14 protein-coding genes are annotated in these 19,011 nt (G+C 53.3%); 10 read left to right on the forward strand and 4 right to left on the reverse strand.

The features are described from left to right. Nucleotides 1-44 precede the first annotated feature (44 nt). From SH527x_RS14480 to SH527x_RS14490, 3 genes are all read right to left on the reverse strand, one after another. Nucleotides 45-1,778 carry an ArnT family glycosyltransferase gene (locus SH527x_RS14480; RefSeq protein WP_437191388.1) on the reverse strand — a complete coding sequence of 578 codons (1,734 nt, stop codon included), beginning with the start codon at nucleotides 1,776-1,778 and terminating at the stop codon, nucleotides 45-47. A gap of 339 nt (nucleotides 1,779-2,117) precedes the next feature. Beyond that, a complete protein-coding gene (locus SH527x_RS14485; RefSeq protein ID WP_437191389.1) occupies nucleotides 2,118-2,690 on the reverse strand; it encodes a helix-turn-helix domain-containing protein in 573 nt (190 codons plus the stop codon). Between the two features lie 1,155 nt (nucleotides 2,691-3,845). Beyond that, nucleotides 3,846-4,313 carry a hypothetical protein gene (locus SH527x_RS14490; RefSeq protein WP_437191390.1) on the reverse strand — a complete coding sequence of 156 codons (468 nt, stop codon included), beginning with the start codon at nucleotides 4,311-4,313 and terminating at the stop codon, nucleotides 3,846-3,848. A gap of 528 nt (nucleotides 4,314-4,841) precedes the next feature. On the opposite strand from SH527x_RS14490, the gene SH527x_RS14495 reads away from it, so the two are divergent. The 10 genes from SH527x_RS14495 (at nucleotide 4,842) to SH527x_RS14540 (ending at nucleotide 17,904) form a co-directional block, all read left to right on the forward strand. Then, the gene (locus tag SH527x_RS14495; RefSeq protein ID WP_437191391.1) at nucleotides 4,842-5,546 is read left to right on the forward strand and encodes an OmpH family outer membrane protein; all 705 of its coding nucleotides are present in this window, start codon (nucleotides 4,842-4,844) and stop codon (nucleotides 5,544-5,546) included. A 318-nt stretch (nucleotides 5,547-5,864) separates the two neighbouring features. Continuing rightward, nucleotides 5,865-6,743, forward strand: a complete 879-nt coding sequence (gene lpxC / locus SH527x_RS14500) for a UDP-3-O-acyl-N-acetylglucosamine deacetylase (protein ID WP_437191392.1) — start codon at nucleotides 5,865-5,867, stop codon at nucleotides 6,741-6,743. 122 nt (nucleotides 6,744-6,865) lie between these two features. Continuing rightward, nucleotides 6,866-7,969 carry a Gfo/Idh/MocA family oxidoreductase gene (locus tag SH527x_RS14505; protein ID WP_437191393.1) on the forward strand — a complete coding sequence of 368 codons (1,104 nt, stop codon included), beginning with the start codon at nucleotides 6,866-6,868 and terminating at the stop codon, nucleotides 7,967-7,969. A gap of 168 nt (nucleotides 7,970-8,137) precedes the next feature. After that, nucleotides 8,138-8,323: a CPXCG motif-containing cysteine-rich protein gene (locus SH527x_RS14510; protein WP_437191394.1), complete on the forward strand. Its 186-nt coding sequence runs from the start codon at nucleotides 8,138-8,140 to the stop codon at nucleotides 8,321-8,323. 396 nt (nucleotides 8,324-8,719) lie between these two features. Continuing rightward, complete coding sequence (gene speA, locus SH527x_RS14515) at nucleotides 8,720-10,636, forward strand: biosynthetic arginine decarboxylase (protein ID WP_437194634.1); 1,917 nt, start codon at nucleotides 8,720-8,722, stop codon at nucleotides 10,634-10,636. Between the two features lie 493 nt (nucleotides 10,637-11,129). Next, the gene (locus SH527x_RS14520; protein ID WP_437191395.1) at nucleotides 11,130-11,501 is read left to right on the forward strand and encodes a hypothetical protein; all 372 of its coding nucleotides are present in this window, start codon (nucleotides 11,130-11,132) and stop codon (nucleotides 11,499-11,501) included. Between the two features lie 477 nt (nucleotides 11,502-11,978). Beyond that, on the forward strand, nucleotides 11,979-12,998 hold the full coding sequence (gene galT / locus SH527x_RS14525; protein WP_437191396.1) for a galactose-1-phosphate uridylyltransferase: 1,020 nt from the start codon (nucleotides 11,979-11,981) through the stop codon (nucleotides 12,996-12,998). Between the two features lie 442 nt (nucleotides 12,999-13,440). Continuing rightward, entirely contained in the window at nucleotides 13,441-15,033 is a 1,593-nt protein-coding gene (gene aroE / locus SH527x_RS14530; RefSeq protein WP_437191397.1) for a shikimate dehydrogenase, read from the forward strand. Nucleotides 15,034-15,129: 96 nt separating this feature from the next. Next, nucleotides 15,130-16,305, forward strand: a complete 1,176-nt coding sequence (locus SH527x_RS14535) for a hypothetical protein (RefSeq protein WP_437191398.1) — start codon at nucleotides 15,130-15,132, stop codon at nucleotides 16,303-16,305. An 81-nt stretch (nucleotides 16,306-16,386) separates the two neighbouring features. Beyond that, entirely contained in the window at nucleotides 16,387-17,904 is a 1,518-nt protein-coding gene (locus tag SH527x_RS14540; RefSeq protein ID WP_437191399.1) for a carboxypeptidase M32, read from the forward strand. A gap of 257 nt (nucleotides 17,905-18,161) precedes the next feature. Here SH527x_RS14540 and SH527x_RS14545 read toward each other — a convergent pair whose 3' ends face one another. Continuing rightward, the gene (locus tag SH527x_RS14545; protein ID WP_437191400.1) at nucleotides 18,162-18,929 is read right to left on the reverse strand and encodes an undecaprenyl-diphosphate phosphatase; all 768 of its coding nucleotides are present in this window, start codon (nucleotides 18,927-18,929) and stop codon (nucleotides 18,162-18,164) included. Nucleotides 18,930-19,011: the final 82 nt, after the last annotated feature.

Below are 19,011 nucleotides of genomic sequence, written 5' to 3' on the forward strand. Positions count from 1 at the left end.
CGCCAGAAACAGCAGCGGTCCGTAACTACGAGCGCCGGCTCGAACTACTCCATCGTTTGGACGGCACCGGTATTCGGTTCTGCAAGGAGCACGAGTTCCGCCAATGGAACGCCCCCCCGTTTGAACTCTGCCAGCATCTTCGTTCCCGGTTGCTTGTTGATCAGAGAATCCCACGGGTCTGCCAGACGCCGCACAAACAGAACGTATCGCGGAGGATCAGCCGCCTTGTCGTCAAATGGCACAATCTTCAAGTCAGGCCGGTGCCGTAACCACGACTGTTTCTGTGTCCCGTCGAGATAAATCGGATGTAACACAGGGGCGATTCCAACCGTTGCCCCCTCTGGCAGTTGATCACTGATTTCTCTTAGAAACTGCGGAGCGAGGCTGTCTCCCCAATACGTTGGTTCCATGCCAAGGCGGGTGGCTCCACTCACGCCTCCGACCAGCCCATTGTAGTAGCTCAACTGACAAGGATGCATGGAAACGAGTTGCCACGCCGGAAATGCAAAACAGGCAACGAGAGTCATTATCCCTGCAGCCAGATGAACTCGCTTTTGCAAGAGATCAAATATTCTCCCAGCCGCGATTCCAACCCAGACCGAGAACAGGGGCCAGATCATTAAGAACAGGCGTTCTCCGTCATAAACCGCGACACCGGGAATTGCAAAGACGACCAGCGGAAGCAAAACAGCAGCAGCGAGCAATCGATTTTCACGAAGCGACAGTCCTCGATATTCCTGATCGGCACTGCGTCTGGAGAGTGTGGTTCCGAACAACCCCAGGAACAGGATTGGAATCGGCGTTGTCACCAAAAACATCACGAACGGGTAATGCCAGGGAACAGCTTTATCTGCATACCGTTGGCCGAAGTAGTAACAATAGAGTGTGACTCGATCTGTTGCTTGCGAGAAGTATTGAACAAACCGACCAATCGGGTCCGCCCAGAGCCATGGCCACCCTGCCAGAAACACAATGAAGGAAGTGACCGCCAGAACGACGAGCGCGGTGATCCCATTCTTCTTCCAATGCCAGAGAATCCAAACCGTCAAAACCGGGGGCAGGAAGATCGCTTGAATTTTGGTGAGTAATGCCAGCCCAAGAAGGATTCCCGGAACGATTCCATCACGTCCGGTCAACTTCTCTTTTGAAGACAGCAACATCGCTGTCCCCAGAATGCAACCGGCATATGTCAGATTCACCATCGTTTCCACGGATGCCAGATGGGCATGCCCAAAAACTCGCGGGGTGAACCAGAGAGCAATCCCCGCGGCAATACCGGAGACGATCCCGGCGCGCGTTGTTGTGAACCAGGTCACCAACCCGATCAGCAGACCGAAAACACAGGCCGTTCCGACTCGGGCATACGTTATTATATAGAGAGAGTCTTGATTCGTGCCCCAAAGTCGGCCAAGGACTGCATTAGCCGCAGCTCCGGGAAGTCGCCCTAACGGGGGATAATCAGGATGGTACTCAGGCGTATTGAAGATGTCATAATAGGTGCCGGGGTGCAGCATCCCGATGCCGGTTCGTAAGGCGAGTTCGACAAAGAAGACGCCTCCTTCGACATTCAGGCTTTCGTCGAAGGTCAAGCCGGGGCCGTCTGCGGACCAACTGAGATCGTCCGCCAGATCAATTGTGGTCAAAACAGAAACGGCCGCAGCGATCGCGAGTAGCAACGCTGGGCCGATTTGATGCAAACTGAATTTCTTCATGGCTAAAACGCACGAAGCGACCCCTTTAACAGAGGTCGCTTCGTGCTTTGTTGTCGAGCCGCTCATCAGCGAATCCGGTCAACTGTCGTAGGTGACGTTACCCGGTTTGGCCGGGCTGTGTGACATGTTTGTTGTCAGACGTTACTCAACCTACCTGCAATTGCAATCAGTCTCAATGCTTTGCGGCCGAACGCGTCAATCATGATGTTCCCCAACACCTGATTGAGATGGACCCACGTGTTCGAATTGCATTACTTGAAACAGAACACTTTTGCCTGAAGGTCAATTGGCAATTGACGACATCAATCACACAGCCTTCGGGATATCAACTGCTGCAGAACAACAGATCGATTCCGTTCCGAAGCTCGCGACACCTGATGGTGATGTGCGGGCAATCCGCAATCATTAGGCCAGCGTCTTACGACGGCTGACGAGCGTCCTGATCCGTTCTGCGAGCAGAGCTGCATCGAACGGTTTTCGGAACGTTTCGTTGAAAATCGTGCGGTCAAAACCACTTGCCGTATCGTCGTCGCTCAAAAGAGCAATCAGAACGGTATCGGTATAGTCGTTGTTGCGACGCAGATTTTGCGCGATCATCAGGCTCTCGTTACGTCCCATTGCGAAGTCAATGACCACGCAATCTGGATGCAACGATTCCGCTTGGATTCCAGCCTCGAAACCGCTGGCCGCGAGTTCGATTTTGAAATCCTCAATGGGCAGGACTCCTTCGAGTCCTGACCGCACAACGCCGTCAACTCCGACGAGCAAGAGTTTCCCCATTGCTTCGTCTTCGAGTTCTCCCAATGGCATGCCGTGTTCCTTTAGGAACCGAATCAAATGCTCACGGGGAATTCTGCGGTCCTGGGAACCGGGAATCCGGTATCCACGGAGTCTGCCAGAATCGAACCACTTGCTGACGGTGCGTGGTGCAACTTTACAAATTTTGGCGACTTGACCAGTAGTGAAGATCGTCCTCATTGCGGGCTCTCCAATCACAATCTGTCTGGGCAGGAGCTGTCTTAGCTCCAGATCTTCACCCCAAATTCGACAACATGGCCGGCTCTCCTAGCCCGTGGGTCCATGGCAACTGCCAGCGTCGTCTTTGGGGTCATCTCAGGAAATGGAAATTTGTCGACACATCCACGATTGGGCCGGAATCGGTCTGTGGTCAGCAGAAACGAAATCCGTGATGCATCGCAGGTGTCGCCGAAGTGGGAGCCCACGTAATTCAAATGAGGAACGCATTCCCCGTCTGAATTCGTTTCTCTTCAGCACGTCGTCCAAGATGGTCAGACCATCATTCCGTTTGAACCGTGAAAATTCTGACACCAGTTGAATCATCGACGAGTTGTCTTTGATTAATCCTGGCACAGTCACTTCACCTGTTCAGTCACGTAGGACGCAGTCTTAATGAGTCACACATTAGATCTGGTCAGAAGATGGTTACGGCATTCTGCCGCAGCCATCTGCCCCCCCCAAGTCTCAAGCATGAACCCCCCTGGATCGTCGTAATCAAGCGAACTGATACGCACTGTGCGATCAGTGGGAATGGCGTTCCCGATTCGTTTGATTCGAACCATCCGAACTTCAATTTCGGCGAATCCGGGTGTGCAACTTAAGTCTGTCTCGCCAGACAATGCTCGGAATCACCATGATTCATACTGTCAGCACGACAGGCCTTGCCGATTGCGACAACTGCAACAATTCTACTTCACTTTTCACAAATAGGACTTAAAAGGATTAGAAGAAACGGCGCCAATATCCGTAGCCAAAATCACACGCGTCAACTTTTTCGGAATATTCCACCTGGTTTACCCTGTTTTCTGTTGAACGGCGCTGTATAACTTGCCTATCCTCCCGGTTGACCCTAGATTCTTGTCAGAGACGGTGTCTACTGGGGGTGACACGTTGAGTGACGTTCCGTCTGGAACCACCTCAAGGTGCCCAGAGTTGTAAACTAATGCATTTGACAAATTTGCTCTATTCTTCCCATCCACACAGATCCGTTTGGGAAACGCGGCGGGTAGAGCCGCAGAGAGCTTTTGTCAGGGTTTGAAAAGCGATCTGACACAGGAGTATTCGTGATGAAGAATTTGTTGGCTTGTGCTGCTCTGTTTGCAGCTTCTGTCCTCGTTATGGGTCAATCAGCTGAAGCTGGCCGTCGTCACCATGGTTGCGGCGCTCCAGAACCAACATGCTGTGCACCAGCTCCAGTCTGTGCCGCTCCAGCTCCAAGCTGCTGCGCTCCAGAACCAAGCTGCTGCGAACCACGTCGTGAACGCGTTCGTCACGCTCGCGTTCGTTTGTTCCGTAAGCACCACCGCAACAACGATTGCTGTGCACCAGTAGCACCAGCTTGCGGCGCTCCAGTTTGTGCACCAGCATGTGCTCCAGCTGCTTGTGCTCCAGAATGTGCTGCTCCAGTCTGTGCACCAGCTGCATGTGCTCCAGAATGTGCCGCTCCAGCTCCAGCTTGTGCACCAGTCTGTGCACCAACCTGCGGCGCTCCAGTTGCTCACGAAGTTGCAGCTCCAGAAGCTCCAGCTGCACCAGCACCAGCTCCAGCTCCAGCTCCAGAAGCTGCTGCTCCAGCACCAGCACCAGCTCCAGCTCCAGCTAACTAATCAATTCAGCCTTCATGGCTGATTTGTTGGGTCAGGCTATTGTTGAGAATAAACGCCCGCCAAGACATTCTGTTTTGGCGGGCGTTTTCTATTTGGTCCTCGGAGCCGTTCTCAAACGCCTTGAGAGCTGGTCCGCACGCTCCCTGCCATTTCCGCCCCGGCAGAACATCTTCAATTGTTTTTTGTGAGCAATGACTTCAAAAAAGAAGCCGCTCCTGGCCGGCGATCATTTTTGATTCAATTTTCCTCAAATCGTTTTTCAACGTGCTTTCTTCAGATTTTTAAACAGTTTGTTCAAGATAGACATTCGCGAATGAGTCAATGTCAACTTCTTCGCTGAACGATTTCATCTTGACGGAAAATTCCAAATCTGCAAAAAATGCCGGTTGAGGTCGTCGCAATCTAAAGATTCTGGCACTGGACGCCGCGATGATCCTTCGATTCGAGTCGTTCTGGATTCCCCTCAAAGGGCAACGCAATGGAGTGCGATCACCTGAAACGTGTGATGCTTCTCGTCACATTTGCCATCAGTTCTTTTTCGGGCCCTCTCTTCGCGCAACAACCCGCCGCCCCAGTGACTGCCGGTCCCCATCAGGTCGGGCTGATCGACATGGCGTACGTTTTCAAAAACTACGAGAAGTTCCATTTCCTCTCGAACTCGCTCCAGCAGGAAATCGGGCAGATCGACGCCGAAGCGAAGTCGCGTATTGAAAGCATTCGGAAGATTGAGCAGCAACTCACCGGAAGTTCTGCACCCGGCAGTTCGTCCGAGGTTGGCAATCTGGAAGCAGAACTGCTCAAGGCTCGCACTGAAATGGAGACATTCAAGCTGGTCTCTCAGCGTGAGTTCATCAAGAAGGAAGCCGAGCTCTACAAGGCGATCTACCTCGAAGTCGATACCGCCGTTCAACAGTACGCTGCCTATTACAAGTACACGCTCGTATTGCGATTCAATCGGGCTGTTCTCAGCGATGACACAGCCGACCCTCAAGAGATCACCAATGGACTGAATCGTCAGGTCATCTACTTTCGCCCTCAGGATGACCTGACCGATCCGATTCTCAGCTACCTGAATTCGAACTGGCAGAAACAGCAAAACTCCCAGGAATCGCCGAATGTCGTCCCGGCAGGCAACAACAGCCCTGCCAATCAGCGTCCTGCCAACCAGAATCCAGCAGCGACTCAACCATCAACGGGGACCATCCGTTAGATGATTTTCATAAGTGTGTTGCCGGGGCAGGGGCTCCCGGTTTCCTGATTCATTTCCGCCTACACACTGTAGAGCAGACTGCTCCTCGTGGTTTGCTCTACAGTGTGTTTGTAAATCAACAGTGTCAATCAACAGTAACTCCGTGAGATCGACAGTGAACCCCCACAATCGCGGACGGGGTTCATTGAAGGACCGCCTTCGCTGATTCACACACCTGCCTAGTCATAACCAGTTGTTTCCCTGCCAGAACAGTTTGGGGCGACGGAATCCGATAGACCGAAATGGGGCTATCGTGAACAGAATGCGGATATCCCTGCCATGAGCCTCCTCAGACTTCGCTTCCAACAGACCATCGCCCGACCGGTGACCATCTCTGGCTTCGGCCTGTTCCATGGTGCTGACGTCGAAATGGAACTCTGTCCGGCTCCCTGCAATCATGGCATCGTCTTCGAACGCGTGGACCTCGTCGAACCGGTGCAGATTCCAGCGTTGATCGAATATGTCACCCCGCAGGAACGATGCACCGTCATCACCGCTCAAGGAACCAGCGTCGCCGTTATTGAACACGTGATGGCCGCTCTCGCTGGTTTGCAGATCGACAATTGCCTCGTGCGGATCAATGCACCTGAGCCTCCCATCTGCGATGGTTCTTCAAAGGCGTTTGTTGAAGCCATCCTCAAAGCAGGGATCGTCGTTCAGGACGAGAAGCAGCCTGCGCTTCAGGTCGATGCCACTTCTGTTCAAATCGAAACGGATCGAATCGGAGTCTCGGTTCAACCAACACGGGCTCTTGTCTATCAGATCGGCTTGATTCTGGATTACGGACCGGGGCCGATTCCTTTCCAGTCACTCAGTTTGACGATCACACCAGAAACATTTCAGAGCGAACTCGCCAACTGTCGGACATTTGTTCTGGAACATGAAGCAACCGCCCTTCGTAAACGAGGGATCGCACTGCGGGCGACTTCTCAGAATGCACTGGTCTTTGGTGAGCAGGGACTCATCGAAAACAAACTGCGATTCGACGACGAATGTGTTCGCCACAAGATTTTAGACTGTGTCGGTGACTTCGCTCTCATCGGTTGCGACCTGATCGGAAAGTTCGCCGCCAGTCGCTCTGGCCATCGGCTCAATCACGAAATCATTCGCCAGATTCGGGCACAACAACTCGCAGAACACTGTTCAGACAACACATAAGACGTCTTCACTCGATCGAATCTTGTGTAAGACTGAGACGCAAACACATACACACTGACATCGCTGCCGGACAGAATGCAGCGCTGCGATCATCCAATCGACCATTGGAAAAGGATTTCAACATGGTCTCTTCATCAGACAAACTTCGAGTCGCGGTCGTCGGCGTTGGCGCACTGGGACGTCATCACGCCCGCATTCTTTCACAGCAGCCAGACGTCGAACTCGTTGCCGTTTCAGACCCGAATCCGACACAAGGACAGGCAGTTGCGGAAAGTTGCAACTGCGAATGGACTGGAGATTACCGCACGCTCCTGCAAGAGATCGATGCTGTTTCGATCGTCGTCCCAACAAGTCTGCACCGCAGCATTGCAGAAGAATTCCTGTGCCGCAGCATTCCTGTCCTCGTCGAAAAGCCGCTAACGGCCAATGTCGAAGATGGTGCTGTGCTGGTTCGACTTGCAAGAGAACACAACGTCCCGTTGCAGGTCGGCCACATTGAGCGATTCAATCCAGCGTTTCAGGCCGCAGCGGAGCGCATTCGCCAACCGAAATACATTCGTTGCGAACGCGTCAGTCCTTATGCATTCCGTTCGATGGACATTGGTGCCGTCCATGACTTGATGATTCATGACATTGAGCTGACGCTGTCACTGGTCGGTGAGATGCCAGTAAAAGTCGACGCATTTGGGGTTTCACTTGTCGGGGGTCAGGAAGATTGCGTGCAGGCTCGCCTCGTCTTCCCCGGCGGATGTATCGCCGACATCGTCGCGAACCGTGTCGCACCGAAGTTTGTTCGAACAATGCAGTGCTGGTCAGAGACCGGATGCGTCAACGTCGACATGAGCGCCAGAACAGTCGAGTCATTCACTCCTGGCGAATCACTGCTGCGTGGTGAACTTCCATTCGAACTGGCGATTCAGCGTAAAGAAGAGATCGCAACGCTGAAGGCCGAGATCTTCACTCGATTTATTGAACAGGAAACCTTCAACGGGTCCGATGAAGACGCTCTGACTGCCGAACTGCGTTCGTTTCTGGATTGTATTCGCACTGGCCGACCTCCAGTGGTTAGCGGCCAGCAGGGACTCGCCGCACTGAAAGTCGCCGCGAAGATTCTGGAATCGGTGAGTCAGCACTCCTGGGACGGAGCATCATCAACTCGAATCGGCCCGAACGCGCTGATCGAGCATTATGCACCAACGAATGTCTTCTCTGCGGAGGCCGCATAGCAAAGAGTGAGATCACCAGAAGAGTTCACCTGGCTGAGTCGCAGCGGAATGAGAATCAAACATTCCACGCGGCTCCGCAAGGAGTTTTGTAAGGTGACTCAGTGACTTGTTTATTGGCCTGATTTGCGTTCGCCATGTCCCTTGTTATCCGGAAAAATCTCCTCGCCCATGAATGACGAAGCAGAATATGTCTGCCCCTATTGTGGTGAGGAAATCATCGTCCCGGTGGATCTCACCCAAGGGGAACATCAGGAATACGTTGAAGATTGCCCGGTCTGTTGCAGTCCCGTTGTGATTCGTCTGGAGATCCAGGAAGACGGCGGTTTCTCCTGCTCAGCTAGTCCGGAATTCTAGATTGATTCGATCACTCATCTGGCCGGACAACAGCCGTATCGTCAGGGAAAATGCTGATGCCTGTATGGCGAAAACGCTGCATCAATATCGGGTTTGCTCGCGTTCCATCAGTGCCGACTTGAGGCCAAAATTCAGACGATTTCCCCCGGTGAAAGCCCATTGCCGATGGCAGGAAGCAGCCGCTTCAGCTGGGAAATCGTTCTAAAGGCATTGTGGAGTGTGAGATCAGCCCATATTGATCACGCGGTCTCCGCTTTCGCCGGCATGAAATTCTAGGAAAATTTTCGATTTACATCCTTTCCGAACGTCACATGTTCGGGAACAATGCGCGATTCCGTATTGAAAGGCATCGTGACACCACCTGTCTCTTTGTTTTCACAAGAAGTCACTGCAGAAATGATTGATCCCGCCGCCTCCTGGTCTTTGGCTGATTCCGTCGACCTGTACGAAATTGATCGTTGGGGGAATGGCTTTTTTACCATCGGTAAAAATGGTCATGTTGAGGTTCGTCCATCACGCGATCCGAACCATTCAATCGACTTGAAAGAACTGGTCGAACGCATTCAGACCCGGGGTTTGAACCTGCCAGTGCTGCTGCGGTTCAACGGCATTCTGAAGGAACGTCTGCGCGAAATGCATGACACCTTCGCGAAGGCCATTAAGGACCATGATTACAAAGGGAATTACGCCTGCGTTTATCCCATCAAGGTGAATCAGCAGCGAGAAGTTGTTGAGAAGATCATCGAGTACGGCCGCGACTACGGCTTCGGGTTGGAAGCTGGCAGCAAGCCAGAGCTCCTCGCCGTGATTGCCATGGCTGAACCGCACATGCCGATCATCTGTAATGGATTCAAAGATGATGAATTCATTGAGATGGCAATGCTCGCCACCAAGATTGGCCGCACGGTCATCCCTGTGGTCGAGAAGTACTCCGAGCTCGAACGTATTCTTGCGTTCGCAAGCAAGGTCGGTGTGCGTCCCATGATCGGGATGCGCGTCAAACTGGCTGCTCGCGGGGCAGGGCGCTGGCAGTCATCAGGGGGCTATCGTTCCAAGTTCGGACTGACCGTCAGCGAAATCCTGAAGGGACTCGACCTGCTGGAAAGCAAGGGGATGGCGGACTGCTTCAAGCTCCTCCACTTCCACCTCGGCAGTCAGATCACCAATATTCGCCAGGTCAAAGTCGCGATCAACGAAGCGGTTCGGGTCTATGCCGATCTTCACCGTCGCGGAGCCGGATTGCAGTACCTCGACGTGGGCGGTGGACTGGGTGTGGACTACGACGGGTCCCAGACCAACTTCCAGTCGAGCATGAACTACACGCTGCAAGAGTACGCCAACGACGTTGTGCATCACACACAAACAGTTTGCGACGAAGCCGGTGTGCCCCATCCGAATCTGATTTCAGAAAGCGGCCGCGCTGTTGCAGCATTCCACAGTGTTCTGATCTTCGGCACACTCGGAGTCACGCACCAAGGCGAATTGTCAGAGCTGCCTGCCTCCATTCCGGAGAACTTTGAGCAACCATTGCATGATCTGTGGGGCACCTATCAAGGGGTCACTCCACGAAACGCACTGGAAAGCTACCACGATGCTCAGCAGTCGCTCGATATGAGTATGAGCCTGTTCAGCACTGGTTATCTGCCGATTGAGCAGCGTGTCCTTGCTGAGAATCTGTTCTTCGCGATCTGTCACAAGGTTCGGAAAGTGACAGAAGAACTGGAGTATGTTCCAGACGAATTGCAGGGACTCGACCGGATGCTGTCCGATCTGTTCTTCTGCAACTTCTCACTCTTCCAGTCGATGCCAGATAGCTGGGCCATCAAACAGTTGTTCCCGGTGATGCCGATTCACCGCCTGAGGGAGCAACCAACACGTCATGCCGTATTGTGCGACATCACCTGCGACTCAGACGGAAAGATCGACACATTCATCGATCGCCGTGATGTGAAGAAGACTCTGAAGCTCCACGAGTACAAGGACGAGCCATATTACCTGGGGGCCTTCCTCATTGGAGCCTATCAGGAAATTCTCGGTGACCTTCACAACCTGTTTGGTGACACCAACACTGTTCACGTCGATATCAAAGATGGCGAAGCAGTGCTGGAGACCATCATCAAAGGTGAAACGATTTACGAAGTTCTCGACTACGTGCAGTTCAAAGGGAAAGACCTGATGGACCGAGTGCAGGTCCACGTCGAAAATGCCGTAAGACAGGGACGCATCGACAACGCTCAAGCAGGTCACTTCGTCCAGACCTACGAAGAAAGCCTGATGGGCTACACTTATCTTGAAGGGGCACGAGACACCTAATTGCCGTCCGGAGTCCTGTCGAATGTCAGTCATAAGGGGAAGGCGAGAAATCGCCTTCCCCTTATCCTTTTTCAACCTCGTGGATTGACCATCGCAACGACGCACCAGCCTCACCGCAGCACTTCGTGTCGTACACGAACACACTAAAAAGCGACTGGAATGACGAGTCCGGCGACGAAATTTTGCATTTCAGGAACAGCTTGATCTGCGCTTCACCAGTTTAATTCATTGCCCCAATCGCATCCCGAACCGCCCTAAAGGCAAATCCTGCCGAGAAAAACGATGAAAATTGGCATTAGAGTTGCGACTCAGTCTCAATAGGGCCGTGATCGAATTCATACGTTGACACGGTTCAGAGCGAAAATTCTAATCGTTACCACTGGACGGTGCCGTCATAGGGACAGTGCCAATTCGTCGACTTGATCTGCCAGATCAGCTCTCTGGCAGTGGACTCCACCGTCGCGTCATCAACCGTTGAGACTGGGAGACTTGGATGAAGAAAATTGCTCCGGTGTTTGCGCTGTTCGCGCTCGCATCAATGATGTGCTTCTCTGCCCCACGGCAAGCAGACGCTCGTCCACCGTACCTGAAGATTTTCAAAGAAAAATACGATGAAATCGACGGGATCAAAGCGAAGACCGAAGAGCTGAAATGCGGCGTCTGTCACGGCGAAGGTGGCAAGAACAAGAAGGTCGTCAGTGACTACGGCAAGGCTGTCAGCGCTGCCCTTGGCGAAAAGAACGTCAAGAGCAACGAAAAGATCGCCGAAGGCTTGAAGAAAGCTGAATCAGCGAAGTCAGGCGAAGGCGAACTGACCTACGGCGAAATCCTGAAGTCAGGCAAATTGCCAAAGCTCGCTGAGTAATTCAAAGTTGACATCAACCCGATGTCGCTTTTCCAAAGAATGAGTGCGCGAGTTGGAACTTCGGTTCTAACTCGCGTTTCTTTTTTGGTGACTGCAAAAAAAGATTTGCTGCTGAGACGGCAGATCGCTTTTCATTCTGATCCAGTCCCTTCACTCGCACGGAGCTTGCCAACCTATCGCTCCGAATTCCCTGCACCGCGGTGGACAAAACTCCGGTGGGCTTCCCATTGGTGTCCCATCTCCTTTCGATTTTCGATACCATATTTCGGCTCACAAGTGATAAGCCGGGAATATGATTGAAGTGAATGACACGCGCGAAATCTGCGACTTGCCACTGTTCCACTCCACAATGAGTCGGTCAGTGGGCATCAGCATCTTGGCGCCGACGAGGAAACGTGTGAAAACTGATCGCACCAGTTGAGTCGTTTCAAATTGAATCAGCGGATCAATGCCGATCCAGTCCGAAGAAAGAATTCGATGTCAACGCCGGGTACAAAGCAGGAACTCAGAAAAGACCCGATTGTCGGTCGCTGGGTTATCATTGCGCCAGACCGTCTGAGTCGCCCACAAACACTGGCTCAAAATACCAACGACTTCGACGCGGACTCTTTCGACCCGTTTCTGGCCGGAAATGAAGACGCCACAACACCTGAGATTCTGGCGTATCGCGATGGTGGTGTCCCCAACGGACCGGGCTGGCGCGTGCGTGTGATCCCCAACAAATTCCCGGCCGTTCGAGTGGAAGGGAATCTCGAAAAACGTGGGGACGGCATTTATGACAAGATGAATGCCTTGGGTGCTCACGAAGTCATCGTGGAATGCCCTCACCGCGAAACCAACATGTCTCGTCTGTCTGTCGAGAACATCCAGGAAGTGCTCTGGGTCTATCGAGATCGCTTGGTCGACCTCAAACGCGATCACCGACTCGTTCACGGGTTGATCTTCAAAAATAAAGGCTCCCGTGCAGGAGCATCACTGGATCACTGCCATTCGCAATTGATCGTCACCCCGATCATTCCGATTACGATTCAGGAAGAGTTGGAAGGAGCCCGGGAGTTTTACAATTACCGCGGCCGCTGCATTTTCGAAGACATGATTCAACAGGAGCTGGCGACAGAAAAGCGGATTGTGCTCGAAACCGAGCATTTCGTCGTTTTTTGCCCTTTTGCCAGCAGATTCCCGTTCGAAACTTGGATTCTTCCTCGTCACCATTCCAGCCACTACGAAAACATCACCAAACCGATGATTGAAGATCTCGGTGTGGTAATGAAAACCGTCCTCTCCAAAATGGAGTTCGGTCTCGACGATCCGCCGTACAACTATGTCCTGCACACAGCGCCGTTCGCCACTCAGGATTTGCCCCACTTCCGGTGGCACATTGAGATTTTCCCGCAATTAAGCCGAGTGGCCGGATTCGAATGGGGAAGTGGATTTTACATCAACCCTGTTGCACCAGAAGATGCGGCGGCATTTTTGCGAAGTGTCGAAATTGAATAGGCCCTGACGACGAGCGTGACTTCTGGCAGGCAGCTGAATGATTTCATCTGTTGAAGCGGTCGCAACGGAGCAAAATGAATCAGTGAAAGCTCCGGGAACTCCCTGACTCTCACTGAATGATCTTTTCCGTTTCCGACATCCACAGTTTCTTGCATCCACAGTCAAAATGCTGGATTCTATACTTCTTGCGGGTTCCCGATTGAGCACGTGACTTGACGTCGATGTCCCCACTTCGATGCAACCACGGAAATCAACTGAACCTCCATGAAGACCAGCGTATCACCACTCCCAACAGGCAGTCATCACTCCAGCATTCGCTGAGCACGAATACTGAGGTCACTCTGCCGGGAACACGCAGCGTTGCCTGCGTTTGAATTTGTTATACATCAGACGCTCTGGCGTCATTGAACTTTATACGGAACCTCTGGTTCCTGGTGTCATTATGATTTGCGTCACACTCGGACGAACCCGCCATAAAATGATGCTGGAGGACCACCTCACTCTGGCACACCGGGGCGCCGAACTCGTTGAATTGCGCATCGACTGGATCTCCCGTACGCCTCGACTTGCAGACCTGCTGCGGAACCGGCCAACGGCAACCGTTCTGACCTGCCGTCGCCCTGCCGATGGTGGACAGTTCAGCGGGACAGAAGAACAACGCCAGACATTGCTGCGAGAGGGGATCGTCGCCGGCGTTGAATATGTCGACCTCGAAGAAGACGTCGCCAAGACAATTCGACGATATGGCAAAACCAAGCGAATCATCAGCTACCACAACTTCTCAGAGACTCCGAACGATATCGAAGAGATCCATGAGCGGTTGTCGAAGCTCGATGCGGACGTCGTGAAGGTTGTCACGATGGCGAATTCGCCAGCCGACAACGTGCGTATGCTGAATCTCTGCAAGAATGCAAAGATTCCAACGGTCGCATTCTGCATGGGCGAATTCGGTATCATCAGCCGAATCCTCTGTGGAAAATTCGGTGCGCCGTTCACCTATTGCACGTTCAGCAAAGACCGCGTCATGGCACCCGGTCAGTTGCCATTCGACGAGATGAAGCGACTCTACCGCTTCGACGAGATTAACTCAGAGACAGCCGTCTTCGGAGTTCTCGGCGATCCAGTCGGTCACAGCTGGAGTCCGCTTTTACACAATGCTGCATTCAAACGATCGAAGCTGAATGCGGTGTACCTCCCGTTGCGCGTCCCGCCAGAGCTGTTTGAAGAAACCCTGAAGGCCTACGACACGATCGGGCTGCGTGGATACAGCGTCACAATTCCTCACAAGGAAGCCGCGCTGAAATACGCCCAGCGAACCGACGAAGCCTCTAAAGCCATCGGTGCAGCAAACACGTTGTTCAAAGATGCTCAGGGGCGATGGTGTGCCGCCAACACCGACCTGCCAGCAGCATTGGAGAGTGTCCAGCTCGGGTTGAACTCGAAGTCAGACAGCTCCATGAACGGCAAACGGGTTCTCATTCTCGGAGCAGGTGGAGCCGCTCGGGCGATCGCATTGGGGGCCGCACAGGCTGGCGGCAATATCATGATCTCCAATCGTTCGAAAGAACGAGGGATGAAACTGGCCGACGAATTGAAATGCCAGTTCGTCACCTGGGCGAACCGCGGTGCTCAGGCGTCAGATATCATCATCAACTGCACTCCGATCGGGATGTTCCCGGAGATGAACCAGACGCCGTACGAGCAGTACTGGTTCCGTGATGGAACAGTCGTTTTCGACACGATCTACAATCCTGAGAATACGATGTTCCTGAAGGAAGCCCGGGAGCATCGGTGCATCACCGTCAGCGGAATTGAAATGTTCATTCGGCAGGCGGCCAGACAATTCAAGTATTTCACAGGTCGCGAGATCTCTCTCGATGACATGCGAACAACCCTGCGACGTGGGATTTCTCCGGTTCGGGTGAGAACGGAAACCGGACATGCTTCGCCAGCCGAAGCGACATCATCCACAGCGAACAGTTCGCCGGAGTCATCGCCTGCAACTGAAGTTCAGGACGATTCAGATAACGATTGAGGCGTCGAATTGAGTTCGCCAACCGGCAAGACAGAGGTTTACGCTGGATGATCGAGAAACTCGATTCCAGCCGAGGAAAGGTGTCAGAGTGCTTCCATGACGATCGCGCAGGCAGAAGAACTGAAGCGGGAATGGACCGATCGTTATGTCGTCGTGCGTGAAGGAGTTCCTGAACTGCGCCGCTTCGCCGGCCGGACAGGACAAGTCAAAACGATCAACATGAACTGTCGGGCTCTCGTCCAGTTCGATGGCTCAGTCGACATCAGCTGGTACGACATCGATCCCGGGTTTCTGATTCCGGTCGAAGCACCAATCAAGAAGGCAGTGGTCGCTCACAAGGCAGACGCCGCTTCCACTTCGACACCAGCAGCCAAATCGCCGGAAGCGCCAGCCCCAGCAAAGAAGCTTTCACCACTGGAGATGGCACGCCAACAGGGCGCCGCCAAAGCTCAGGAACAGTCTGCGCCTCCAGCAGAAGAGAAGAAGCTTTCACCGCTGGAACAAGCAAGACTGCAAGGCGCCCAGAAGAAAGCAGAACCGGCTGCTGAGCCTGAGAAAAAGCTTTCACCAATTGAGATCGCACGCCAACAAGGCGCAGCCAAAGCGAAAGAACAGGCCGCTCCACCTACCGAAGAGAAGAAGCTTTCACCGCTGGAACAAGCAAGACTGAAAGGCGCCCAGAAGAAAGCAGAAGCGGCTGCTGAACCTGAGAAGAAGCTTTCACCAATTGAGATCGCACGCCAGCAAGGCGCCGCCAAAGCGAAAGAGCAAACTGCCCCTCCAGCTGAAGAAAAGAAACTCTCACCACTGGAACAGGCACGATTGCAAGGAGCCGCGAAGAAAGCAGAGCCAGCCGCCGAGCCTGAGAAGAAGCTGTCCCCATTAGAACTCGCACGCCAGCAAGGCGCCGCCAAAGCGAAAGAACAAGCTGCTCCGCCAGCAGAAGAGAAGAAGCTCTCGCCACTGGAACAGGCAAGATTGCAAGGAGCTGCGAAAAAAGCGGAACCAGCCGCCGAGCCTGAGAAGAAGCTGTCCCCGTTAGAACTCGCACGTCAGCAAGGCGCCGCCAAAGCGAAAGAACAAGCTGCCCCTCCAGCGGAAGAGAAGAAGCTCTCACCACTGGAACAGGCAAGACTGCAAGGGGCAGCGAAGAAAGCGGAACCAGCTGCAGAACCTGAGAAGAAGCTGTCCCCATTAGAGCTCGCACGCCAGCAAGGTGCAGCAAAGAAACCTCCTGCAGCAGACGAGACCTCGTCGCCACCTGAGAGCTGATGCTCAACTGATGATGACAGTGTCTGCTTTGATACTCAGTCATAACCTGATCCCCAAGTCCCGGAATGGAGTCACTGCCCGATGAGTCAATTGCCTGCGGCCTATTCAAAACTCGTTGACGAACTCAGGGAACAGGCGGTATTGCGGTCATGTGCTGCATTGCTGGGATGGGACGAGCAGACCAACCTGCCTGTTCACGGTGCAGAACACCGTGCCAATCAGCTCGCACTCCTTGCAGGTATGTGTCACGAGAAGTACACACATCCCAAGATCAAAGACCTGCTTGAGGAGCTGACAGACGATGCAGCCTTGGGCGGAACCGATTCTGTTGAAGCAGCGAATGTACGCGAAGCACGTCGGAACTATGAGAAGTCAACAAAGCTCCCTCGGCGACTTGTTGAAGAACTCTCTCGTGTTTCCACGCTCGCGCAGCAAGCATGGATTGAAGCCAGACAGCAAAGCGACTTCGACAAGTTTGAACCATGGCTGACCAAGATGGTCGAGCTGAAGCGGGAAGAAGCGGATGCACAAGGAAGCGCAAGCGGCATTCGCTACGACGCTCTGCTGGATGACTACGAACCAGGTGCGACCGCCGAGCAATTGAACGCAGTCTTCACCCCGTTGCGAGAGCATCTGGTGGAGCTGGTCGCCGCGATTCGCGATTCCGGGATTCACCCTGACATCTCCATTCTCGAACGGCAGTATCCTGTTGATGTTCAGAAAAACTTGAGTATCGAAGCCGCCAAGCTGATCGGCTTCAATTTCGATGCCGGTCGGCTGGATATCGCGGCTCACCCATTCTGCTCCGGGATCGGGCCTGGCGATTGCCGATTAACGACCAGATACAATGAGCATCACTTCTCAGGTGCTTTGTTCGGCACACTGCACGAAGCTGGTCACGGAATCTATGAACAGGGGCTTCCAACCGAAGCCTTCGGATTAAGTGCCGGTGATTCCTGTTCGCTCGGCATTCATGAATCTCAATCACGCATGTGGGAGAACCTTGTCGGCCGCAGTCACGCGTTCTGGGAATTCTTCTATCCACGCACGCAACAAGCGTTCCCGGCCGCCTTGCAGAACGTCTCGCTTGAGCAGTTCTATCAGGTGATCAACGATGTTCGCCCCAGCTGGATTCGCGTCGAAGCAGACGAGGTGACGTATAACCTGCACATCATGCTGCGATTCGAGATTGAACAGGCTTTGATCTCAGGGAGCGTCGCGGCCAAAGATGTCCCTGATGTCTGGAACGATGCCTTCACCAGCTACTTCGGAATGACTCCGACATCCGCCTCGCAGGGATGCCTACAGGATGTTCACTGGAGTGCCGGGCTGTTCGGATACTTCCCGACTTACTCCCTGGGGAATATGTACGCGAGCCAGTTCTTCGAAAAAGCGAATACGGACCTCGGCGATCTCCATGACATGTTCCGCAAAGGAGAATTTCGGCCACTGAAAGACTGGCTGCAAGCGAACATTCATTCTCACGGACGCCGGTATTCCGCTCCAAAACTGGTTGAAGTTGTCACCGGGCAACCACTCAGTTCAGAGCCGCTGCTGCGTCATCTCAAAGCAAAGTTCGGTGGGATTTATCAACTCTAAATCAAGTTGGCCTCACACGTGGCGTCGCGGCCGCCTTCTCCATAAGAGGAGCGACTGAGTTCCACGTGCCGGGAACGCCACACGATTTCGAGAAGTGCTCTGAGCAGATGAACTCGATTCTGCCTGACAGAGTTCTCGTGACTCAAAACAGAAAGAGCCGCACGACGATTCGCGCGGCTCTTTTTCGTTTCGAGATCACCAGTGACGACAGTCAGTGTTAACAGGCCAACATCAACTGGCCGCGTGAACTGGCCGAATTACAGCCATCCGGCGAAACTGCCAATAATCGTGAAGATCGCCAGAGCGAGCACATACCAGCCGAACCAGACCAGCTTTCTCGCTGCAACCACTCGCAATAGCCCTTTCAACGCAATGACGCCGACAACAAAGGCGACGAACATTCCAATCGCCAGATTTCCAAAGTCGATCGTCATTGGAGGTTTGTCGAACAGCAGTTCTTTCATGACCGCCCCTGCAATGGCAGGCACAGCGATGTAGAAGGAAAAATTGGCTGCAGCATCCCGACGCACACCTAACAGCAAGGCTGCCACGATCGTGCTTCCAGATCGGGAAACGCCTGGCAATGGAGCAAGTGCCTGCAGGCAGCCAATGAAAAAGGCATCACGAATACTGATCTCCTGCATCGTCCTGTTGCCGTTATCGATCCGAGGAGTCAGGAACAGGAGCCCGGCTGTGTAGAGCAACCCGATCCCTGCAATGAACGAGGAGTTCGACGCTTCTTTAAACACTTTCCCGAACAGCAGCGCGGCAATCACAACCGGAAGCGTGGCGACGATGATCGCCAGCACAAGCTTCGGTTGCTTGAACGCCGGAATGATGTCCTTGCGGTACACAAGCAAGATGGACATCAACGTTCCGAAGTGCAGGGCGATGTTCAGAGACAAGTTCTCTGTGTTATGCCCCAACAGGGATTCGACAATGACGAGATGACCATCGGAGCTGATGGGCAGAAACTCAGAAATCCCCTGCACAATGCCCAGGAGGATAATTTCCCACAAGCTCATATCATTCCACCTTTATCAATCCACATCCGATTCAGACAATTAAACATCGCCGCAGCAGCAGCGTTTCTGTTCGCTTCCAGAG

It is taken from the genome of Planctomicrobium limosum, assembly GCF_051465645.1.
GTDB lineage: Bacteria > Planctomycetota > Planctomycetia > Planctomycetales > Planctomycetaceae > Planctomicrobium.